The sequence below is a fragment of the Bacillus sp. EKM501B genome (assembly GCF_011800505.1).
Lineage (GTDB): Bacteria > Bacillota > Bacilli > Bacillales > Bacillaceae_G > Bacillus_A > Bacillus_A cereus.
In genome coordinates, this window is sequence record NZ_JAALFZ010000009.1 from 26,568 (window position 1) to 50,632 (window position 24,065).

The window sequence follows — 24,065 nt, forward strand, 5'->3', positions numbered from 1 at the left end:
ACTTAAATCAGAAGCCTATGTCAATGGTTTTTTTTGTATGTTGTCAGACGTTATATTTTATAATGATTAAATATATTTCCGACCACTTCATAAGGTTTTATATTCACTTTTTCCAACTCATTTATCGGTAGCCATAACGGAATATAACTTCCTCTACCTTCCCACTGAAATTCCTCAGCTGTTCCACTTCCGAACACTCCGCCTGTAATATAGGCAGCATAATAATATTCATTTCCTTTATATTTTACCTTTGCAATAAGGTGCTCCACTTTTATATGTACCCCTAATTCTTCGTATACCTCTCTTTTCGTTGCCTCTTCAGGCGTTTCACCTTCCTCAATCCCTCCGCCAGGAAACACATAATATGTTTCCTCTTCTCGAATACGTTTTATAAGAGCGATTTTTCCTTCCTGTACAATGATAGCCGCTCCGCGATTTCTTATCATTTTATTACCTCAATACGAATCGCAACTGTTCCCCACTCTTTTTCTTGTTCTTTCGTATATATTTTGTATGTACTTTCTAACATTTCCTCTAAACTATCATTTTCACAATCCAATAATTTTTTATCGATTTGTTCATACATGGCTTTAAAGCTCTCGTATCGCTTTATTTCCGTTACTTTTACCGTCATCATTTCTTTTGTCGTAAGATTCGTAAATACGATTTCATCGCCTTTGTTTATTAGTTGACGTTTTTCATCGTATAGGCGTACTTCATATACTTTTTTTCCTGATTGAATTGACTGAAACGGTTTATTATATAGACCCAGTTCGTATCGCATATATCCCACTTCCTTTTGTTCATTTCACCTATTAATACAGTTCACATTACTACATCTTGCATATAATATTCCATACGTATCACTTAATTGAGAAAGGAGGCTGAAGAAGCATGTTATATTTAAATCAAAAACCTGAATATAATAAATATGATATTGGTGATTATACTTATAGTAAAGTAGGGCCAACCATTTTTTCTTGGAACGATGAAACAAAATTAAAAATAGGTAAGTTTTGTTCATTAGCAGAAGAAGTCGTTTTCATACTTGGCGGTGAACATCGCGCAGACTGGATAACAACTTATCCATTTAATGCACTTTTTGATGAAGGAGCACATATTACTGGTCACCCTTCTTCAAAAGGTGATATCGTAGTCGGCAATGATGTATGGATTGGTTATCAATCCTGCATTTTATCTGGTGTTACAATTGGTAACGGGGCCATTATCGGCGCCAGGAGCATTGTTACAAAAGATGTACCCCCGTATGCAATTGTAGCTGGTAATCCTGCAAAATTTGTTCGATATCGTTTCCCGCAAGAAACGATTGACAAACTAGAGAATCTCGCATGGTGGGACTGGGACATTTCTGTTATAAAAGGAGCCATTCCATTACTACTCTCCGACAAAATCGACGAATTTTTCACCTCACCCGAAAAAGAATCTACATGATAAATATAGAAAGAGCATCCTTTTTTCCGGATGCTCTTTCTGTATTTATTTTTTATTTATTTTTTATTTATTTTTTATTTATTTTTTATTTATTTGCAAATGATTACACGGAGAACATTGAAAAGGAATTTTCCCTAAGCAATTAAGATTCGTTTCACAAATTTGTTCTATCGTTGGAACAAATGGAATGACAACTATGTTACTTTCTACCATTTGTGTAACAGGTGGCAATACTGTGCCTACTTGATGTTCGAAACGAATACTCGCTTGATTTATATAATTTCCTGAACCATTTGGCGCGCTCTGCACTACTACTTGGAACGAAACTGTCCGTGCTTCACCTGGATTTAAATTTCCTATAATAAAACCTGATACTGGGTTTACATTTAGCACTGGCGTATTATCAATCGTTACAGTTCCAAGGACAAATTGAACACTACTATCTAACATATCTTGAAAACGAATATTTTGTATTGCTGTATCCCCCGTATTTGTAATAACTGTCGTAAACGTAATAACATCGCCAATTGTTGCTGCCTGTAAATTTGCCGTTTTTACGACTGTCGTTGAGACATTTTGAGAAATAAACGGGATAACAACTGTATTGCTATCACCTTCAACTACTACTGGCGGCTCATTCGGATTTACAGTTGCGAGCCCATTTGCTATAGCAGTATTTGTAACTAAATTATTTATTTGTCCTCCTGTTATTACAACTTGGAAATTAATAATTGCTGCGTCATTTGGCTGAAAATCACCTAACGGAATACCGGTATTCGGATTAGCAAATGGAAGAGGTACATCATTTACCGTTACCGTGCCATTTATAAATAAAGTATTCGGATCAATGATATCTGTTAAAACAATATTCGTCACAGGAACTGTACTGTCATTTATAACGGCAATTCCATAAGTGACAACATCTCCTACCATCGCTACTTCAAAGTTTGCTCCTTTTGCAACAAATAAGATTGCAGTATTTACCGTCACTATAACTGTATTGCTCGTATCCATCACTGTAACTGGAGGCTCCCCTGGTACTAAAATATATTCTGCTAACGCCCCAGCAACGTTCACTACTGTGCCACCATCTGGAAAGCTCGTAATCGTAGCTTCATATGTTACAATCGCCGTCTCACCAACTGGAATGTCTACAATCGTAAATCCAACCTGCGGATTTACTCCCGGACGAGCTACTCCATTTACAGTTACACTATTTGGTATAAAAACAGCTTCCGGAGATAGGACATCGATAAATTGAATATTCATCGCATCAGCAGTACCAGTATTTAATATTCGAACCGTATACTTTACTGTTTCTCCTACTCCAACAATTGAATGATCTACTTCTTTTTGCATATCTAAACTGCCTCTATTTACTGGTGTGACTGTCGTATTACTTGAATTCGTAATTGTAAACGGAGGTTCTCCTGGAATTAATTCAAAATCACCCGTTACTCTTGCTGTATTCATAATGCTACTAGAAGGCGGAACTGCGATTACATTTACTTCAAATGTAATTAATACGCTATCCCCTACTGCAAGATTAGGCAATGCAAAGCCTACAAATGGATCTAAACCTACTTGCGGAATCCCATTTATTTGTACACTTCCAGGAACGAATTCTAAACTAGGTGATGGAACATCGCTAAACTGAACGTTCGTCGCTGTTACCGTTCCCGTATTTGTAACTTGCACACTATACGTTAGCGTATCTCCTAATCGTGTCGCTTCTTTATTTACAGATTTTATAACGCTGAATCGTCCTCTATTCACTCTAGTTATCGTCGTATTACTCGGCTCTGTTACTACAACCGGTGGCTCTCCTGGCACTAAAGTAAAGCTTCCTGTTATATTTGCAACGTTCGTAATTGTTCCTGATGACGGGATGTTTGTAACTGTCGCTTGAAACGTCACTATAACTGTTTCACCAACCGGGATATCTCCAACTCCAAATCCAGTAATCGGATTTAAGTTTGGTTGCGGGGCTCCATTTATCGTTACACTATTTGGTACAAATGACGCACCTGTTGAAATCGTATCAATAAACTGAACATTGTTAGCTGTTACTGTTCCTGTATTCGTTATTTGCACTGTATACGTCAATACATCTCCAACTAGAGTAGCGGCTCTATTTACTTGTTTAATAACATTAAAGCGTCCCCTATTTACAGTTGTGAGTGTTGTATTACTTGGCTGATTTACTATAACTGGTGGTTCTCCTGGTACTAAAATAAAGCTTCCGGTAACATTTGCCGTATTGGCAATTGTTCCGTTTGACGGAACGCTAACAACTGTTACTTGGAATGTGACTTCTACACTTTCACCTGGAGTTATATCCGGAAGTGAGAAGCCAGTGTTAGGATCTAATCCAGGCTGTAACACACCGTTTATCGTTACACTATTCGGTACGAATGTTATAGAGGATGGTAATACATCACTATATTGAACATTCGTCGCTATCACTGTTCCCGTATTTTGAACTACTGTTGTATATGTGATTGTATCGCCTACTGCAACAACCGGCTGACTTACTGATTTTAAAACATTCAAACCAGATTCATTTATTTCTGTTAATGTCGTGTTACTTGTCGTCGTTTCAGTAATAGGCGGCTCTGTTTCACTTACAGCAAACGTAGCCGTAACGTCCACAAAGTTAACAACTGTTCCACCTTGAGGTATGCTCGTTACCATCTCTTGGTATGTGACAAGTACAAAATCACCTACAGGTATATCTGGAACTGCAAAGCCTATGAACGGATCTAATCCTGGTTCTGGCACTCCGTTTATACTCACACTTCCTGGAACAAATGCTACACCACTCGTACTAGAATCAAGAAATTGGACATTCGTTGCCGGTACCGTTCCAAAGTTAAAAATTAGTACATCATAGGTTAATATTTCCCCAACCGTCGCTGCCTCTTTATCTACTATTTTTACTGGAAAAATTGAAGCTATATTAATTGTCGTAACGACTAAATTCGTTAATATCGTTTGCGTAATCGGTGGCTCCTGCGGATTCGGTTGTGAAGTAAATGTAACGTCAGCATCATTTAATATGACTTCATTATCAGGAATTTCCGTAATGGTCACTTGGAACGTTACAGAAATACTCGCACCAGCATTTAATAACGGACTAACTGTAAAGCCTATTTCTGGATTTAATCCAGGTTGCTGCACTCCACCTATCGTTACACTGTTGTCAACAAACGTCGTCCCTTCTGGAATGACATCTTGGAAGAGTACATCTGTAACAGGGATAATTCCTACATTCGTTATTAGCACTGTATACGTTAATACATCCCCAACAGCCCCAGTTGCAATATTTACTGTTTTTATTGCTGTCACTTCACCAGGAGGAGGTAACGGTATTGTAACTACCGTTGTATTACTTGAGTTCGTTGTTGTTACAGGTGGTTGTAAAGGATTCAATAAGAAAGTAGCTGTAGCAAACGCTGTGTTTAGAACTGCCCCAAGCGTTGATGGTGCAACAACTATCACTTGGAACGTTACTGTCAATGATGTACCAGCTGCAATATTAGGAAGCGGGAAACCTACATTTGGGTCAAATCCAGGTTGAGGCGTTCCATTTATCGTTACACTATTTGCTACAAATGTTGTTTCTGGAGCAATCGTGTCAATGAAAGAAATATTTGTCGCTGCAACTGTACCTGTATTTCGTATAACAACAGAATATGTGTAAGTTTCTCCAAGTGCTGCTTGTTGTACAGATGAAGATTTTTGTATAGTTAGTCTCGCTGTATTTACTTGTGTTACTACAAAATTACTATTTGTAGTAGTCGTTATAGGAGGTCCTGCCGGATTTATAAGGAAACTTGCAGTAACATTCGATTGATTTCTTATATTTCCACCACTCGGAACGCTTGTCACTGTCACTTGGAACGTAATTGTAGCAGTTTGCCCAACTGGAATATTTGTAACAGGAAAACCCACTATAGGATTCGCACCTTGCTGAACGACTCCATTAATCGTTACACTATTCGCTACAAATGTAGCTCCAGATGGGATTGGATCTTGAAAAATAATATTCGTTGCGGGGACGGTTCCTGTATTTTGAATAAGAATCGTATACGTTAACGTATCTCCTACACCTGCTTGTGGTGTATTTACACTTTTTATTACATTAATTGATCCTACATTCACTCGCGTCACAACAATATTACTAATCGTTACAATTGTAATTGGTGGCTGGAGAGGACTTACTTGGAAATCAGCAGTTACATTCGCATTATTCGGAAGAACTCTATTTGGTGGTACACTCGTGATTGCCACTTGGAAAGTAACTGTTACTATACCTCCTACTGGAATATTAGCAAGTGGAAATCCAGTTGTCGGGTTTAAACCTGGTTGAGGTGTCCCGTTTATTGTTACACTATTCGCTACAAAAGTGGTTCCAACTGGAATCGGATCAAGGAATGATACATTTGTCGCTACTACCGTTCCACTATTTTGTATAGCAACTGTATATGTTAGTGTATCTCCTACACCTGCTTCAGTAGCGCTTACACTCTTCATTACATTTAGTCCTGAGGAATTAACAACTGTCATAACAGTATTACTTGGAACCGTCACAGTAATTGGTGGCTCTGTTGGATTTACAAGAAAATCTCCAGTTACATTCGCGTTATTTACAACATTATTCCCTGGCGGAATTTCATCAATTAATACTTCAAACGAAATAATTACACTCGCGCCAGTAGGTAAATCATTTAATGGGAATCCTAGTCCTGGATCTGCCCCCTCTTGTAAAACACCATTAACCAATACACTATTTTCAATAAATAATGTCCCTGGCGGAATTGAATCTTGGAAAAATATACTTGTAGCTGGTACACTACCTGCATTTATAACTTCGATTGTATATACTAAAACATCTCCTACCGTTGCCACATTCGTATTCACTGCTTTCACAACTTCAAAGTTCCCTGATTGTACTGTCGTATTCACAACGTTACTCGGTACATTGATTGTTACTGGTGGTTCATTCGGATTCACTTGAAAGCTTGCTGTTACATTTGCTTGATTTAAAATATCTTCATTTTCTGGATTCTGTACAATTACTACGTCAAATGTGACTACAACCGTTTGAGCCGCAGGAATATTCGGAAGAGAGAATCCTGTATTCGGATTTAGTCCACTTTGCTGTACTCCATTAATTGTTACAGAATTTGCAACGAAGGAAACAGCGGAAGAAATAGTGTCTTGAAATAACACATTTGTTAGCGGAACGTTTCCTGTATTTTGAACGGCAATCGTATATGTTAAAGTATCTCCTACTGCTGCTTGTGTTGTATTCACTTCTTTTATTACATTTAAACCGCCTGTATTAACTTGTGTCACAACTGTATTCGTTTGTCTATTAATCGTTATTGGCGGCTGATTCGGAATAACGACGAAATTAGCAGACACATTTCCGCGATTCGGAATCGTACCTCCTGATGGCGTAGAAGTTACTCGTACTTGAAATGTAACTGTCCTAGTCCCACCTGGAGATATGTTAGCAACTGTAAAGCCAGTTGCCGGATTTGCCCCAGGTTGCGAAATTCCATCTACAGTTACACTATTTGTGATAAAAGTCGTTCCAGTTGGGATTGGATCTTGAAAAATAACATTCGTCGCAAGTACATTTCCTGTATTTTGAATTGTTACCGTGTACGTAAGAACGTCGTTAACCGTTGCAAAAGCTTTATCCACTGTTTTTCTCGTTGTTATATCAGCTATATTAATTGTCGTAACTACAGTATTGCTTGTCGCTTGCCCTGAAACTGGTGGTTGACCAGGTACTGGAGTAAAGTTAAATGTTACACTCGCACGGTTTGGAATTGGATTGACAAGAGGGTTTGATGTCACTCGAACTTGAAAGCGCACTACAGTCGTTTGCGATGCATTAATACTTCCAAGATTAATACTACTTGCTGGATTCGCTCCTGGACGTGCTACCCCGTTTACCGTAACGCTATTTGCGACAAATGTTGTTCCAGCAGGGATACTATCAACAAAAATAACATTGTTTGCAGTGATGTTTCCATTATTCGTTACATTAACCGTGTACGTTAATACATCATTAAGTGTTGCCGTCTGTAGATCTACAGACTTTTGCATACTTATAGTTGCTTGATTCACTGTCGTTTGTACTGTATTTGAAGAAGACGTACTTGCAATAGGAAGGCTACCAACGAAAGGACGAAATTGGTAAGACACCATTGCACGATTTGAAATAGGATTTGGATTTGGAAACGATGTAATTCTTACTTGGAATGTAACGATTCTTTGAGCATTATTTGGTATCGTTCCTAAATTAATTCCACTAGCTGGATTCGCACTTGGTTGTGTTACTCCACCAACCGTTACACTACCAGCTATAAATGCTGTGCCGTTCGGAATACTATCTTGTAATATAACGTTGTCCGCACTTCCTGTTCCTGTATTCGGAACTGTAATCGTATAAGTGAGAATATCTCCTATACCTGCAACTGCTTTATCAACAGATTTGACAGGATTTATAATCGGTCCCGTCGCATCAATTTGAACACCAAAACCAGCCGCTGCATAACCATCACCATTTGTAACGAACCGAACGGTTGCTGACGTTTGATTATTTACTAATGATGATGAAGCATCTACGTTTGTAATATCCCATCCTTGTCTTCGAACAGCCAAAGCTATCCCTAATGGCTGATTCAAATCTCCAAACGTTCCGGTTGTATCTAATTCCCCAAAGTCATTACAAATTTGAGATTGAAAGAAATTATTTGCCGGATTTCTCGGTCCGAATAATGCAACTGTAGCATTTGGGTTTGGTCCAAAGCGAAGTTGATCTCCAGAAATGTTGGAATCTCCCTCTTGAACAGTTACGAGTACTCTTCCTGTAACAGCTCCTGTAGCTGGAGTAGCAAATCCTGAAATAGTAGCATCAACAGGCGGGGATGAAGCATCAATAATTTCTTGGCCTGCATAAACTGACAAATTCCGAAGAGGTAAACTTGCATTTTGATATACAACCTCAAGCGTCCAGCCAGCTGAACGACTGATTGTTGGATCAGCTGAAGTTCTTGCAGCGGGCACAGCACCTGTTGTATATGTGCCTGCCCCACCTGCACTAACAAGATTCGTTACATTAGCAGAGCGAGCATAATAAAACTGATTTCCTACTGAACCTTGCTGCGCGGTAGCGGGATCTGGCGTAACAGCAAACGTCCCTGATGGTGTTGTAAATGTAATATCATCATTTAAAAATGGTAAAACATCTTCCGTATCAGTCCGAAAAGTACCAGCCCAAACTAACTCTGCATATAGTACACTACTCCCCGCCGGAAGATTTAAAATTGCACTTGAAGAATTCAATTGCCATTCATCCGTCGTTCCTGCTGGGAACCCTGGTACTTGCAGCGCTGTATTTACCGTAGTAAATACAGCAAGTGTACCAAAAATATTACCTGGCGCAGGTGATGTAGGGCTAAGCCCTAACGTGTTCCCAGTGAACGTGACGGCACCAGGTACTGTTGTTGTAAAACGGTTTATAAAAGGCACACAATCATCTCATTTCATTTATAGTAAAAAGTGCTCTATACTATAAAATGTAGACAAACTATGCAATGTACGTTGTCCAACAAAATTCCGCACATACGAGAGGAGTTTATAAAACTATGCGCTACGTTATCATAACAGGAACTTCACAAGGTTTAGGTGAGGCTGTTGCCACTCAGTTGTTAGAAGAAAGTACAACTGTCATCTCTATTTCTAGAAGAGAAAATAAAGAACTTACTAAACTTGCAGAGCAATATAACAGCAATTGCATTTTTCATTCCTTAGATCTTCAAGATGTACATAACTTAGAAACTAACTTTAAAGAAATCATTTCATCCATTAAAGAAGACAATGTATCCTCTATTCATTTAATTAATAATGCAGGTACAGTTGCACCTATGAAGCCGATTGAAAAAGCAGAAAGTGAACAATTCATTACGAACGTTCACATTAATTTACTTGCACCTATGATTCTTACATCTACGTTTATGAAACATACGAAAGAATGGAAAGTAGATAAACGCGTTATAAATATTTCATCTGGTGCAGGAAAAAATCCTTATTTCGGATGGGGCGCTTATTGTACGACGAAAGCTGGTGTAAATATGTTTACACAATGCGTAGCAACTGAAGAATGGGAAAAAGAATATCCAGTAAAAATCGTCGCTTTTGCCCCCGGTGTTGTTGATACAAATATGCAAGCACAAATTCGTGAAACAGCTAAAGAAGACTTCACAAATTTAGACCGCTTCATTGCATTAAAAGAAGAAGGAAAGCTATTATCACCTGAATATGTTGCGAAAGCTATTCGTAACTTACTAGAAACTGAGGAATTCCCTCAAGGCGAGGTTATTAGAATTGATGAATAACAAAAAGGCGTGCTAAAATAGCACGCCTTTTTGTTTTACTTCTCTAAAAATATGAGCACAGATTCCGCAATTTGTTCATAACCAATTTCTTGATAAATTTTATTAGATGTCGGATTCGCTAGATCAGTATATAACGTAGTCGTCTGGTAGCCTTCATCTAACATACGTTGACTAAGTGCTGCTACACAATGAGATGCATACCCTTTTTTCCTTGCTTCTTTCGGCGTATATACGAAATTGACTGTTATATTATTTTTAGTTGGTCTCGTTTTTGCAGCTACAGAAACGAGTTTCCCATCCACTTCCAAACCAAACAGTCGATTTGTAGTTATTAATGTATACGCAGTTTGTTTTGCTTCTTCTTTCGTAGTAGGAAGCTTTACGTCTTCACAAAATTGATATATCCACTGTTCTATTAATGGTAATTCATCATTATTTACCGCTCGGAAAAGTCCATTCGCATTACACTTCTTCTTTACTCTGTTCAGCTCATACACACCTTGCTCCATTGCAACATTCGTTTTTTCATTTTCTAATACGGCAATCTCTTCCGCTAATTTCTGTACAATTTTCTTATTACCGATCAATCCAGGAATATCCGGATATACTTTCGTTAATTCTTTTGCAAGTTCCTCAATAGTTACTCCCGCAATTTCAGAAGTTGCAACAATGATTTGTTTCTTCTCTTCTGTTTGCAGAAATACAACCGCAATTTCTTCTCCTTGTTTCGCTATCCCCATAAATATCGGTTCTTGGACCATTTGTAATACACCTAATATGAGATTGTTTTCCTGCTCATTCTTTTCTAGAAATGGTGTAACATCTTCTTTAAAATGAAAAATCTCTTCATATACATGTAATTGAATCATCGACAATCTCTTCTCTCTATTCATAGTTTAATTAAGTATTGGCGATTAATTCATCAAATCCCTCTTTTACGATTCAATAATATTCAAAGCTAATGTATTCAAAGCATTTTCAGCTTGTAAAATTCTCTGTTTTTCCTTTTCAAATACATCTTCTTCTTTTTGAAATGACTCTTTTCGATTTTTGATCATGCGCTCCATCTCTTTTTTACTCGGTCCACCGTATACATTTCTTTTTTGAATAAAAGCTTCTGGCGATATAATTTCTTTCCACTCTTTTTCTAATAAATTTATTTTAAAATGTTCTTGCAAGTACATATTTACCTCTTTGAAGTGTAATTCATGTAGTTCTTTTTTCTGCTCCAATGACATATTTGCAATAGCACTTGCTGCATGATGAGCATGCCGAAATGGAATTTCATAGTTTTTTGTTAAAACATCGGCGAAATCCGTTATCGTTATTGCATGTTTATAGGAACGACTTTTTAACGTTTCTTCTTCTACTTTCATCGTTCGGATCACTGCATTCATCATACAAAAAACACGAATTGCCTTTTCAATCCCTTTATATAAATATGGCTGCAAGTCATCTTCCGTATCGACAATATCACCAAATGGTGTATTATGAATCATTTGAAATACTGTAAATGCTTCTCCTAAAGCACTACTCGTAATTGCACGAGCATGTTCAATTGAAACCGGGTTTCGTTTTTGCGGCATAATACTACTGATTTGTACATATGACTTTGCAACAGTAATACCGTCATATTCTTTCGTTGCTAACAACAAAAAGTCATGAATCCATCTACTCGTATTCGTCATCATTACCATAAGTAGCGAGCTAACTTCTAATAAATAATCCGCTCCAGCAACAGCATCATATGAGTTCTCAATTACATTTGTAAATCCAAGTAGATGAGCAACTCGTTCTCGTTTAATCGGGAAACTTGTTGTAGAGAGTGCAGCCGCCCCCATTGGAGACTGATTTAAAAGCTGGTACGTTTTTTTCATTCGTTCTAAATCTCTTTGCATCGTATCATAAATTGCTAACGTATAATGACCAAATGTTGTTGGCTGTGCTGGTTGTGTATGTGTATAAGCTGGCATGATCGTTTCCTTATGATCAGCAGCAAGTTGCAGTACACTTTCTTGCAATAACAAATGATGTTCTATTAATCGTAATACATATCGCCTTAAACTCATGCGATACATCGTTACGCCCATATCATTTCTACTTCTACCAATATGCATATTACTTACAAAATCGCATTTCGCTTCTTGAGAAATTAAATGTTCGACTAAAAAAAAGAGATCTTCATGCTGCTCTGTATAGAGCAATTGCTCTTCTGGAATTCCCTCTACCTTTTTTAATGCGTGTAATATAACTTTAGCTTCTTCCTTTTTCATTAAATTTTCTTCCGTCAGCATCGTAATATGTGCTTTATGCACTTGAAACATATCTTTCAATAAGTAATTTCGTTGAAAATCAAATACATGTTGTAATACACAATCCACATATGTTTTCCCAGGGAAATCAGCGCCTTCACTCTTTATAAACTCTTCTTTACTTTGTTTCATCACCTTTTCCCCTCTCACCTAAGTATTACTACCCATCATACCCAGAGATAGAAAAAAAGTGCTTGTACATAAAAATAAACTCGGTGCTCTCTGCACCGAGTTTATTTAATAAAAGTCGCATCATACTTATCACTTTGCAACACTTGGAAATGCAAGTTTGCTAAATGTTTCCGTATTTCTGCACTATCGTCTTCATTTAAATTATTCGCCAAAAACACAATTTCTGTACAGTTTCCACGTTTATCCATAGCATAAACTGCTTTTGTAACCGTCCATGGTGTGTAACCATTCTTTTGCCCCGCATGTCTGAATGTTTTACGGTATTTCTTGGCACTCATGTCTGTTTCAACGATATTTGCCCACACTTTTTCTTCAGCCTCTGTCAAGCCACCTTTATGGTTTGCCTTTTGAAGTAATACCATATAATCATTTGCAGAAGCTGCTGGTAATCTATCTGACCAAATTTTGTCGTAACGTTCCTCTAAATAAAGCGGAATTTCCTTCTGTAATAATGGTCCCTTCTTCTTTAAGCGTTCATGAATAATCATCGCATATTCACGATATTGCTTTTGAGACATTTCTTTTAACTTTTTCTCTATTTTATATTTTGGAACATGTAATTCTTTATGCAAATATCCCGGGATATACAAAGATGAAACGATTGGAAATAGTGGTTGATGTGCAGGAAGTGATAAACTTTGTAAATTTCGATTGATGTTATCTAATCCTAACAATTCCATTAAGTATTCAGCATTTGCATTCGAACTAAACTTAACCATTCCTTTTGCCACTTCTTCTAAAGAAACCGCCCCTTCAGTTATCTTGCCCGTCTTCTCCAAATACTTTTGCCATCTATCTTGTGCACCACCATCTGTATTCGGCACATAATAACGATTCACATCATTAATCGACACGAAACTAGAAGAATCAATTTTCCCTTCAGTAACTTGTTTCGTATATTCAAGCGCCACAATTAATTTCATCGTACTAGCAACTGGCAATACAACATTTGGGTTTACAGAATAAACAACTTTATCATTTCTCTTTACTAGAAGCGCACTATTTTTTTCATCTTTATGTTCTTCAATAAAAGATGCAATATACTGTGCATCATCATTATTTGAACTCCACACTTTTTTCACTAAAAAGTTACCCGATATTAGCAAAACAAAAATACCCACAATTACTGCGCATACTATAGTTTTTTTCAAGTAAAATTCCTCTCCTATTGTGTAACTCTTCTCTATTTATCATTTAAAAACAAAATAATGGAGATGGTCATTTAAATAACCATCTCCATTATTTTAACTTGTATGCTCCTATTATGTCTACGTCATAAATTTCACAAAATCCTCAAGAAACTTTTTATAATGTAACGACCAACCAATTCGCACCCAATTTTTTAATGCTTTTGCATCAGGTTGAGGCCGAAAATCAGCAATACTCTCTCCTTTTGCAATTCCAACTGTATCTACATCGACACGACGATATACATAATCTAAAAGGGATGGATTTGCCGCAACCATCATTGTAACGACGTCATGTACTGGACTTCCTTTTATTTTCGGATTTAACTTTCTATAAGCTTTATAATAGTACGTAAATATCGGCTCGATTAACTTATTAAAACTCGTTTTAGAGTGTTTCGTAATATATTTTACCATTTCCGGTGTAATAATTGCTTCAGATGTAACGTTAAGTGGCACTAATGTTACATTTTTGGCATTTTGCATAACTAATTGTGACGCAATGGGATCACCATGAAAATTCGCCTCTGCGACTGGTGTTACATTGCCAGGCATTAAGAAAGCACCGCCCATTATATAATATTCTTTCACATACTTCATCATCGGCTTTTCTAAAATAAATGCTGTCGCTAATGTTGTTGATCTACCAGCATCGACTATTATTAATTCTCCTTTATATTTTTCAAGAAGATCAAAAAATGTACAAAAAGGCTTTATATTTGGTGAAAAAGTTTTTGGAGGTTTAATTGGCCCTAAACCGTCTGTCCCATGAATTTCTGGATAATACGTCGTAATATCTCCGGATAAAGGAATTTTCGCACCATTAATAACAGGTATATCTTCCCGTCCTGCCATTTGCAATAAATATGCGGCATTACTTGTCGCCTTTTCTTGTGTTACATTTCCATATCCCGTTACTACACCAACAATATCAATATCAGGATGCAACAATCCATACATAATTGCTAAAGAGTCATCAATGCCTGGGTCTCCTAAAAATAATACTTTTTTCATCGACCTCAACTCCATCCCCTCAGTTGTTATTAATTTATGAATAACCGTGGATATACAGAATAAAAAATGAACAAATTCACACAAAAAAACGCAGTCTTATAAGGACTACGTTTCTTCAGCTAACCTATACTGTTTTTTTTACAGCACTCATACTTCCAATGATGTAAGCGATAAACGCAAAACAAATCGGGAAGACAACTGTATGTATACCGAACGGATTTGGATAGAAAAGATGAATACACATATATGAGCCTACCCCAACTAAAATAGACGCAAGCGCTCCTGTAGCATTTCCTTTCCTCCAATATAACCCTAATACGATTGGCCAAATGAATGCTGCTTCTAATCCACCGAAAGAAAATAAATTTAGCCATATTAAAAAATCTGGTGGTTTAATTGCCGCTGCATAAACGAGTAGTCCTACAATACCCGTAATCCACAAACTTCCTTTTTTTATCGTACTGTCTGCTGCATCTTTATTTATGTAATTTACGTATATATCTTTAATAATTGACGAGCTTACAAGTAATAATAAAGAGTTTACTGTAGACATAATCGCTGCCATCGGTGCAGCTAAGAAAACTCCAGCTAACCAAGGTGGCAACACTTCCATCGCAAGTAGCGGCATTACTTTATCTGGTACCGTTATACCTGGAAGTACTACTCTTGCAAATACACCTGTTAAATGCATACCGATCATAATTGTGCCAACGACAACGGTTCCAATTATTAAAGCTTGGTGCATAGCTTTTGAATTTTTATAAGACATGGCACGCACGCTAATTTGCGGTAAACCGACAACGCCAATTCCAATTAAAATCCAAAATGATGTAACATATGATTTCGTTAAACTGCCATCTGCTCCGAATGGTGTAATTAACTTTGGATTAATTTGAACAAGTTCCTGCATAATCTTTTCAATTCCACCACCAGCAATGACAGTAGCAATTAAAATGATTGTTGTTCCAACTAACATAATGATTCCTAATAATGTATCTGATAGAGCAACTGCACGAAATCCACCAATTAATACGTACACAAGTACAGAAAAAGTAAATAAAAATAGTGCTGTTGTATACGATAGCCCCGTTAGTGACTCGATTAATCGTCCACCACCGACCCACTGGGCTACTGTCGCTGAAAATAAAAAGATAATAATACATAACGCAGAAAGTATAACAACTGCTTTATTATTGTATCTCCCTTTTAAATAATCGATAAGAGTAATTGCTTCCATCTTCCTAGCGATAATTGCAAACTTTTTACCGATAACCGTTAAAACGATATACCCTGTTACAACTTGAATCGCAGATAACAGTACCCATCCAAGACCCATATTGTAAGCAATACCAGGGCCACCAATAAAGCTACTTGCACTACCGTACGTAGCAATCATTGTCATCGCTAATAATAAACCGCCTAGCTCACGCCCACCAAGAAAATATTCTTGCAAAAATTTATTATGAGCAGTTGCTTGCACGCGTCTTGAAGCATATACACCAATTAAAAATACAACGATAAACGAAATTATCATTGGAATGATTACATACCAATTCATCTATTATTCCTCACTTTTTTCTTCCTCATCGAGTGAAATATCTTGAAATACAAAACGAACAACTAAACTAAGTAAAATAACCATAACGATAAATCCAACGATACAGCTATAAAAAAACCATGCGGGAAAACCTAATACATATGTATATTCATTCGGATTTTTACTACCAAGCCCATAAGCAAATCCGTACCAAATTATAAAATTAATAATAGCAAGTCCAAGACCAATTAACGCTTCTCTATGGGCTATTCGAAAGCGTGGATCATCATGATAATCTTTCATTTTTACCCCTCCTCTCACGATGTATTATTGTACCATTGTTCTTCTAGTTTTTCCTACTAGAAAGCAAAAACAAGCAGGATTTTTTTATAATCATATAGAAGATTCTCTTACATTACATATTTTTTACAATTGTAACACAAATGAAATTTGAATTTTCAGTATTTCTTAATTATGATTTTAATTAGAGGCTTTCCATCTAGTTTCCACATCCTTGATTTCGGAATAAGCGCCGTCTCGTACTGCGTTTACATTATATTTTCAAGGGGGTTATACAATGAGTCAACTAGCTGTAAATCTTCATGAAAAGGTAGAGAAGTTTCTTCAAGGTACAAAAAAGTTATATGTGAATGGATCTTTCATTGAAAGCGCTTCCGGTAAAACATTTAAAACACCTAACCCAGCAACTGGTGAAACACTTGCCGTCGTTTCTGAAGCTGGTCGCGAAGATATTCATAAAGCTGTAGTCGCAGCTCGTATGGCTTTTGACGAAGGTCCTTGGTCTCGTATGAGCACTGCTGAGCGAAGCCGTCTCATGTACAAGTTAGCTGATTTAATGGAAGAACATAAAGAAGAGCTCGCACAGCTCGAAACATTAGATAACGGAAAGCCAATCCGTGAAACAATGGCAGCAGACATCCCACTTGCAATTGAGCATATGCGCTATTACGCTGGCTGGGCTACGAAAATCGTTGGTCAAACAATTCCTGTTTCCGGTGATTACTTTAACTATACACGCCATGAAGCTGTTGGTGTCGTTGGTCAAATTATTCCTTGGAACTTCCCGCTTCTTATGGCAATGTGGAAAATGGGAGCAGCGCTTGCTACAGGATGTACAATCGTTTTAAAACCTGCAGAACAAACTCCACTATCTGCTCTATACTTAGCTGAATTAATTGAAGAAGCTGGATTCCCGAAAGGTGTTATTAATATCGTACCTGGATTCGGTGAATCAGCTGGACAAGCTCTCGTTAATCATCCACTCGTTGATAAAATTGCATTTACCGGTTCTACTCCTGTCGGTAAACAAATTATGCGACAAGCATCCGAATCATTAAAACGCGTTACACTTGAGTTAGGCGGTAAATCACCAAATATCATCTTGCCGGATGCTGATTTATCTCGCGCGATTCCTGGTGCACTTTCTGGTGTTATGTTTAACCAAGGACAAGTATGCTCTGCTGGATCACGCTTATTTGTTCCGAAGAAAATGTATGATAATGTCATGGCTGATCTCGTCCTCTATTCTAAAAAACTAAATCAAGGTGTCGGTCTTAACCCTGAAACAACAATTGGTCCTCTCGTTTCTGAAGAACAACAAAAACGTGTAATGGGCTACATTGAAAAAGGGATTGAAGAAGGCGCTGAAGTACTTTGCGGAGGAAGTAATCCATTCGATCAAGGCTACTTCGTTTCTCCTACAGTATTCGCTGACGTAAATGATGAAATGACGATCGCAAAAGAAGAAATTTTCGGTCCAGTTATTTCTGCAATACCATTTAACGATATTGATGAAGTAATTGAACGTGCAAATAAATCACAATTCGGCTTAGCGGCTGGTGTGTGGACAGAAAATGTTAAAACAGCACACTATGTTGCAAGTAAAGTACGTGCAGGTACAGTGTGGGTAAACTGTTATAACGTGTTTGATGCAGCATCTCCATTTGGAGGATTTAAACAATCTGGTCTTGGCCGTGAAATGGGATCTTATGCATTAAATAACTATACAGAAGTAAAGAGCGTTTGGCTTAACTTAAATTAATGAAAAGAACCTGACCTATCCGGTCAGGTTCTTTTCATTATGTATTCCTTTAAACTTGCAGTCCTCCGCTCACATTTAGTACTTCACCTGTAATATAAGATGCGTATTCTGATGCTAAAAAGGCTGCTGCGTTCGCAATATCTTCTGGCGTTCCAATTCTACCAACTGGAATAGCGCCAACCATCTTTTCTTTCACTTTATCTGGTATCGTTTTGGTCATATCTGTATCCATAAACCCCGGACAAATCGCATTACAAGTAATACCGAAACTTCCAACTTCTTTCGCTGCTGTTTTTGTTAATCCTACAACTCCAGCTTTCGTTGCAGCATAATTTGCCTGTCCAATATTCCCCTCTCTACTTATAGAAGAAATATTAATAATTCTTCCATATCCTTGTTGTCTCATATAAAGAAGTGCTGGTTGCATACAATAAAAAACACCAGTTAAATTCACTTGTAATACTTGTTCCCAAGCAGATTTCTCCATTTTATGTAACATTGCGTCTCTTGTAATTCCAGCATTATTCACCAAAATATGTAATGTACCAAATTTTTGAACTGCATATTCAATTAACGACTTTGCTTCATTTTGATTACTCACATCACATCGATATGAGCACACTTCATATCCTTCATCTGATAACTCACGTGTCGTTTTTTGTAGCTTCTCTTCATTTACATCGCTAATTAATACTTTCGCCCCTAGCTTTGCATAAACCCTTGCAATCTCTTTTCCAATTCCCTGTGCAGCTCCTGTTACAACAGCTGTTTTCCCATTTAAAAACTCCATTCCTATCCCCCATTTCTATTACTTATACTGTATATTTCGGCTTTTTACTTTCCAACTCCTCTTTGTATAAAAAAGTCTATTTGTGTCAAACTAACTTTGCAACGTCGCATAAAGTGAAACTTTAATTAGTGGGAAGTTTGTTCATCCCCCACTGATTATCAGCCCTCACCAATCGGGCAGTTATGGGCAGTTAATCTCCCACCTAGCTTCTTTGTTCCATCTGAGTTTTAAGGTTGGAGTTTTACTACCCGTTATGCGGGATAAAGTGCAAGGAGATTGTGTCGAATGAATAAAAAGAATTTCAAACAAAGCAAAGCAACGGATGGCATTGATGTTGAGTTCTCTCGCGAACTCGCTGACCACAATGACTTAGAAGCAAACGCACGTGCAAATGCCGCTGATGCACGTCAAAAGCGCCAACCAACCGAAAAATAAGGTACATCACAACCTTATTCTTTTCAAAAGGGACCTACTACCCAACAAAATAAACCGAGAGACATCTCTCGGTTTATTTTCTATATTTTTTTGCATAATGAGCCAAAGTAAGCAACGGATATATATGAGCATAACTATGATAACGAATATAAAACCCACCTGGTAAACCTGTTCCAGTAGGATATTTTTCATTTATATAAGGGTTGGAGAGCAAATATGAAATACCTTTTCGAATAACTGGCGTTTCTTTATCATAGTAAGAAATGAGGGCATCTAACGCCCATGCTGTTTGGGATGGTGTACTAAATGGCAAAGTAACAAATCTTTTTTCTACACTACTTTGGCAAGATTCTCCCCAGCCACCATCTTCATGCTGTATATGTTCAAGCCATAAAGCTGCTCGTTTCAATGATGGATCGCTAGATGGTATTCCTAGTGACCGTAAACCAGTCAACACTGCCCACGTACCATATATATAACAAATTCCCCATTTCCCATACCACGATCCATTTTCCTCTTGTACATTCATTAACCAATTTATCGCACTTTGTTTTTGTTTCTCGGGCAATTCATTTTGCGTATACGTTCCGAAAAATTCTAACACTCTTCCTGTAATATCTGGTGTAGAAGGGTCTGTAATCATATCACTTGCATTTTCGATTGGTAAATTTGCTAATATACGGCTCGTTACCCCTTTTTCAAAAGCCCCCCAACCACCATCATTATTTTGCAATCCTTTAACCCAATTAACCGCTCGCTTCCAAGCATTATCTACATGTTCGTTCCCTCTACTTCGCGCCAATGCTCTTAACACAGCAGTTGTATCATCAATATCTGGAATCGTCGTATTCACATCCGAAAAGCCCCAACCACCCGGGAAGAGATCCGGTGCATGTACACTCCAATCTACTTTCTTCGTTTGCTGTTTTCTTAGTAAATATGCTGATGCATTTTGAATCACTTTACTTGCTTTCGGAACTTGAGCTTCTTGCAAAGCATAACTGAGTAAAGCTGTATCCCATATAGTTGATGGAGAGTTTTGCAAATGGCTCCCTCTCTCCACCTTCCATATATAAGATGTAATTCCCATTATAGCCTTCTCAATAATTGGTGATTGAATAGAATGTCCTAATGCAAGTAAAGCATAAATCATATAAAACGAGGCAGTTGCGTAGCTATATAATGTTCCATTTTCATCAATACGCTCTTTCATAAAACGTTCTACTTCCTCATATCCTTTATGATGCAAAGAAAGTGGATACGTTATAATTTTCTTCACGTCACTTACTAACGTTTGAAAAACTGGAGACCGATCCTCTCGAAACCATTCTCCGCCCCCGCCTGCAATGTGATTTAAATTTGGCAATAACTTTTTCCCTACTCGAAATCTTTTATTTAAACACAACATCATCGGAATTAAATGAATACGTGCTGAGCTACTCAATTCAAATATACTGAGAGGGGAATCATTCTGCAGAAACATAATTGGTGTTGGCAAATGAAAAAGAGAAGGATATTCATATTCTCCATGAATCGCTAATAAAAACTTCGTCATAAAATGAGCACGTGCTACCCCACCGCGCTCATTTATAAACATTTCCGCTCGCTTCATATTCGCATCTTCTTTTGTGTATTTTTCCGATGCAAGTAAGGCGGCATAAGATTGAATGGTAGCTGATAAATTACCTCCCACCTCATCTTCATACAATTTCCATGTTCCTTCATTTGTTTGAAGTGATGCTAATCTTTTCACAAACGGTTCTATCTCTTTATCTCTACCTAATAATTTTAATAAAAAAATCATATGGCAATCTGTTAATGGAGCTCCTTCAAAACAAAACCGCCACGTACCATCTTGCCGTTGCATTGTTTGAAGTGCAGTTGTTCTTCTCGCTATTTCTTCATGCACTTTTTCATATAATAACAAGTTACTCACCCACCCTTTCGAAATCCGTATAACGATATTCAAAAAGGTAGCTGAATATGTATAAAAACAAAGAAAAGCAGAACATATAAAATGTTCTGCTCATAAACAATACCCTACTCCGACAATAATTCCTAATAAAGCACCGACTACTACTTCATACGGTGTATGCCCAACAAGTTCATTTAACTTCTTATATTCTGTTTCTCTACCGTGAAAAAAGTCATTCAATATTTTTGCTTGTTTACTTACTGCAAGCCTTACTCCTGAAGCATCATACATAACAATAATGGCAAAAATAGTAGCAACCGCAAACATCGAGCTTTCCACACCTTCCACTACTCCAACTCCTGTAGCAAGCGCTGTAACTGTTGAAGCATGAGAACTTGGCATCCCACCTGAAGCAAAAAACTTTGCAAAATCAAATTCACCTGTTTTAACTAATTTAAAGACTACTTTCGTTAATTGTGCTAAAAACCATGAAATTACAGCTGCCATAAGCGGATCATTATGTAAAATTGTTTCCATGTTCTCAGCTCCTTACTAGCTATAATGGAAATCCTATATAGTATCAGTATAAAGAAAAATGCGTAGAAAATACTACGCATTATGATACTTTTGCTGATTTATTTTTTATAAATTTCGGTTGTTTCTGCACTAAAAACTTAGTCTTCGCTACCGAGAATACAAATAATGCAACCCATATACAGAAAAATGCAATCATATGAGTAGATGTGAAATGTTCACCAAATACGAATACACCTAAAATTAAGCTAATTGTTGGTGCAATATATTGTAAAAAACCTACCATATAAAGCGGAATAAGTTGGGCTCCTTTTGCAAAATAAAAAAGTGGTAGAGCTGTAACAATACCCGCTCCTATTAATAGTAATGTCGATAACATTGAGATAGAGCCAAATGAGCCGAAACCATGTACTCCTGTCATTACTAGATAAATAATCGCAAACGGCGTTACTAACATCGTTTCCATCGTAAGTCCAATTGTCGCATCATAGTTTAACAATTTTTTCGTTAATCCGTATAATCCAAATGAAAGGGCAAGTGATAAAGAAACCCACGGGATAGCCCCGAAACGTACTGTTAAAATGATAACCCCCACTCCAGCTAAACCAACTGCAACATATTGCCAGAAGTTTAACTTTTCCTTTAAAACGACTGTACCAAGTAAAATACTAATAAGCGGATTAATATAATAGCCAAGACTCGCTTCAATAACATGATTATGATTAACGGCCCATATGTAAACAAACCAGTTTCCACTAATCAAGACTGAAGCTATTGTTAATGACATTAATAATTTAGGTCGTTTAAAAAGATTCACAAATTCCCCAATAAACTGGCGAAACCTCTTCGTAACACCTAATACGAGTAACATAAAAACAAACGCCCAAACGATGCGGTGTGCTAATATTTCATCTGCTGGAACTTCCTCAACCCATTTCCAATAAATCGGTAGGATTCCCCACATCGTGTAAGCACCAGCCGCATATAGTATCCCTTTTTTTTGCTCTGCTGATTGACTCCCCATCTTCCTTTTTCTCCTCTTCTCATTTTTTCTCCATTATACGGTCTCACATGCTCACTTTACCAATAATCAATCTGCATTTCTTTCGACATTTCTCATACAACGAATAATAAACATACCGTTATTACAACAAGTAACGGTATGCCGAAAACAAATTTCTTTTTATGAGTTTTATGATGAAACATATACATGCCAATCCAAGCTCCAACTGCTCCCCCAGCTGCCGCTGATAAAAACAACGTACTTTCTGGCGTTCTCCACTGTTTCTTCTTCGCTTTTCGTTTATCAAGCCCCATAAGGCTAAAAGCTATAATGTTAATAATAAGAAAATAAATCCATTTCATCGCTTTCTCTCCTTATGAAAAATTCGCTTAATGGTAACACGAAAAAACGACGGAAACAACTGAAGAACTCTTTTTATCCAACTAGTTTCATTCCTTTTTCTTAATTAGTTACCTTCATATTTACATAACCAACTAAAATCGCAGTTAAAGCATTTAATATAGAAAAATGTTATGAGCAGAATCCTATATTTCATTACATTCATCCACTACCATATCATCAAAAAAATTGCTCTCAATCACTTTCTCATCAAAACGAAGAACTACAATTAGCCCTACATATAAAGAAACAAAATTTAGAAACCATTCCCCATTCTCATCTTTCTTAGCTAAGCATTTAAATATCTCTTGAAATTGCATACGCTCATCTGTCGCAACAACCGGTCGCACGCCAAAATATTTCAATACAAGATGTAGGTTGAGCTGCACGGATAATGATAAAATATACTTTAATAACTCGGTATAATGAGCAACATTTTTTTGACTATATAACTTCACAAGCTCTTGATGTAAAGTAGAAATTGATAATTCTTCTTTAGTCACTTTTGTTGCTTCTATCATTTCAATCATCTTTTTCATATCCATTCCATTTACCCCTCCTGTTACAAAACAAAAGCCAAAGTATACTTATTTTATAATCAACAATAATTGATTATTTCTCGTCTCTCTTTCTTCTTCACTTACTAAGTCATACTTTTTTAAAAGATGAAATACATCATTTAATATTTCTTGTGAGTGATTACCTTGTAAAAAATTTTTTACCCCTTTAAAAATCTCTTCTGATAAAAAACTCTTTTGACTTTCAAGCTTATTCATCACATCTTCAATAGAATGATCAATGTTACATGTCATACTA

20 protein-coding genes are annotated in these 24,065 nt (G+C 37.0%); 4 read left to right on the forward strand and 16 right to left on the reverse strand.

The genetic code is table 11. The features are described from left to right. Positions 1-50: 50 nt before the first annotated feature. Together HFD78_RS17345 and HFD78_RS17350 are read right to left on the reverse strand one after the other, a co-directional pair. Entirely contained in the window at positions 51-446 is a 396-nt protein-coding gene (locus tag HFD78_RS17345; protein WP_000620829.1) for an NUDIX hydrolase, read from the reverse strand. Then, complete coding sequence (locus HFD78_RS17350; RefSeq protein ID WP_016111403.1) at positions 443-784, reverse strand: ASCH domain-containing protein; 342 nt, start codon at positions 782-784, stop codon at positions 443-445. The genes HFD78_RS17345 and HFD78_RS17350 overlap by 4 nt, the downstream gene beginning before the upstream one ends. Positions 785-894: 110 nt before the next feature. On the opposite strand from HFD78_RS17350, the gene HFD78_RS17355 reads away from it, so the two are divergent. After that, positions 895-1,452 carry a CatB-related O-acetyltransferase gene (locus HFD78_RS17355; RefSeq protein WP_000966305.1) on the forward strand — a complete coding sequence of 186 codons (558 nt, stop codon included), beginning with the start codon at positions 895-897 and terminating at the stop codon, positions 1,450-1,452. A gap of 78 nt (positions 1,453-1,530) precedes the next feature. Here the strand turns inward: HFD78_RS17355 and HFD78_RS17360 are convergent, their stop codons facing one another. Further along, positions 1,531-9,003, reverse strand: a complete 7,473-nt coding sequence (locus HFD78_RS17360; RefSeq protein WP_097999281.1) for a DUF7507 domain-containing protein — start codon at positions 9,001-9,003, stop codon at positions 1,531-1,533. Between the two features lie 116 nt (positions 9,004-9,119). On the opposite strand from HFD78_RS17360, the gene HFD78_RS17365 reads away from it, so the two are divergent. Beyond that, entirely contained in the window at positions 9,120-9,869 is a 750-nt protein-coding gene (locus tag HFD78_RS17365; protein WP_001271075.1) for a (S)-benzoin forming benzil reductase, read from the forward strand. 35 nt (positions 9,870-9,904) lie between these two features. Here the strand turns inward: HFD78_RS17365 and HFD78_RS17370 are convergent, their stop codons facing one another. From HFD78_RS17370 to HFD78_RS17395, 6 genes are all read right to left on the reverse strand, one after another. Beyond that, complete coding sequence (locus tag HFD78_RS17370) at positions 9,905-10,738, reverse strand: GNAT family N-acetyltransferase (protein ID WP_098204771.1); 834 nt, start codon at positions 10,736-10,738, stop codon at positions 9,905-9,907. A 66-nt stretch (positions 10,739-10,804) separates the two neighbouring features. Continuing rightward, positions 10,805-12,313, reverse strand: coding sequence for an argininosuccinate lyase (argH, locus tag HFD78_RS17375; RefSeq protein ID WP_000813961.1), 1,509 nt, complete (start codon positions 12,311-12,313; stop codon positions 10,805-10,807). Between the two features lie 101 nt (positions 12,314-12,414). Beyond that, the gene (locus HFD78_RS17380; RefSeq protein WP_097814144.1) at positions 12,415-13,524 is read right to left on the reverse strand and encodes a serine hydrolase; all 1,110 of its coding nucleotides are present in this window, start codon (positions 13,522-13,524) and stop codon (positions 12,415-12,417) included. 117 nt (positions 13,525-13,641) lie between these two features. Further along, positions 13,642-14,574 carry a nucleoside hydrolase gene (locus HFD78_RS17385; protein WP_000756459.1) on the reverse strand — a complete coding sequence of 311 codons (933 nt, stop codon included), beginning with the start codon at positions 14,572-14,574 and terminating at the stop codon, positions 13,642-13,644. A gap of 124 nt (positions 14,575-14,698) precedes the next feature. Beyond that, positions 14,699-16,132 carry a sodium/pantothenate symporter gene (gene panF / locus HFD78_RS17390; RefSeq protein WP_001104819.1) on the reverse strand — a complete coding sequence of 478 codons (1,434 nt, stop codon included), beginning with the start codon at positions 16,130-16,132 and terminating at the stop codon, positions 14,699-14,701. 3 nt (positions 16,133-16,135) lie between these two features. Further along, on the reverse strand, positions 16,136-16,414 hold the full coding sequence (locus tag HFD78_RS17395) for a YhdT family protein (protein ID WP_000656239.1): 279 nt from the start codon (positions 16,412-16,414) through the stop codon (positions 16,136-16,138). Between the two features lie 274 nt (positions 16,415-16,688). On the opposite strand from HFD78_RS17395, the gene dhaS reads away from it, so the two are divergent. After that, entirely contained in the window at positions 16,689-18,173 is a 1,485-nt protein-coding gene (gene dhaS / locus HFD78_RS17400; protein ID WP_000080279.1) for an aldehyde dehydrogenase DhaS, read from the forward strand. 49 nt (positions 18,174-18,222) lie between these two features. On the opposite strand, the gene fabG is transcribed toward dhaS, so the two are convergent. Beyond that, positions 18,223-18,963, reverse strand: a complete 741-nt coding sequence (gene fabG / locus HFD78_RS17405; protein ID WP_000395029.1) for a 3-oxoacyl-ACP reductase FabG — start codon at positions 18,961-18,963, stop codon at positions 18,223-18,225. Positions 18,964-19,248: 285 nt separating this feature from the next. Between fabG and HFD78_RS17410 the strand changes: the two genes are divergently transcribed. Then, positions 19,249-19,398 (forward strand): YfhD family protein, encoded by a 150-nt coding sequence (locus tag HFD78_RS17410; protein ID WP_001035813.1) that lies wholly within the window; start codon positions 19,249-19,251, stop codon positions 19,396-19,398. A 73-nt stretch (positions 19,399-19,471) separates the two neighbouring features. On the opposite strand, the gene HFD78_RS17415 is transcribed toward HFD78_RS17410, so the two are convergent. The 6 genes from HFD78_RS17415 to HFD78_RS17440 form a co-directional block, all read right to left on the reverse strand. After that, the gene (locus HFD78_RS17415; RefSeq protein WP_003315873.1) at positions 19,472-21,325 is read right to left on the reverse strand and encodes a terpene cyclase/mutase family protein; all 1,854 of its coding nucleotides are present in this window, start codon (positions 21,323-21,325) and stop codon (positions 19,472-19,474) included. A gap of 99 nt (positions 21,326-21,424) precedes the next feature. Next, a complete protein-coding gene (locus HFD78_RS17420) occupies positions 21,425-21,850 on the reverse strand; it encodes a divergent PAP2 family protein (RefSeq protein ID WP_000447820.1) in 426 nt (141 codons plus the stop codon). 79 nt (positions 21,851-21,929) lie between these two features. Further along, positions 21,930-22,871: an EamA family transporter RarD gene (gene rarD, locus HFD78_RS17425; RefSeq protein WP_000535537.1), complete on the reverse strand. Its 942-nt coding sequence runs from the start codon at positions 22,869-22,871 to the stop codon at positions 21,930-21,932. Between the two features lie 92 nt (positions 22,872-22,963). Then, on the reverse strand, positions 22,964-23,212 hold the full coding sequence (locus tag HFD78_RS17430; RefSeq protein ID WP_000871346.1) for a DUF1294 domain-containing protein: 249 nt from the start codon (positions 23,210-23,212) through the stop codon (positions 22,964-22,966). 183 nt (positions 23,213-23,395) lie between these two features. Then, the gene (locus HFD78_RS17435; RefSeq protein ID WP_000367289.1) at positions 23,396-23,794 is read right to left on the reverse strand and encodes a hypothetical protein; all 399 of its coding nucleotides are present in this window, start codon (positions 23,792-23,794) and stop codon (positions 23,396-23,398) included. A 42-nt stretch (positions 23,795-23,836) separates the two neighbouring features. Continuing rightward, on the reverse strand, positions 23,837-24,061 hold the full coding sequence (locus HFD78_RS17440) for a group-specific protein (protein ID WP_097814145.1): 225 nt from the start codon (positions 24,059-24,061) through the stop codon (positions 23,837-23,839). Between the last annotated feature and the right edge of the window lie 4 nt (positions 24,062-24,065).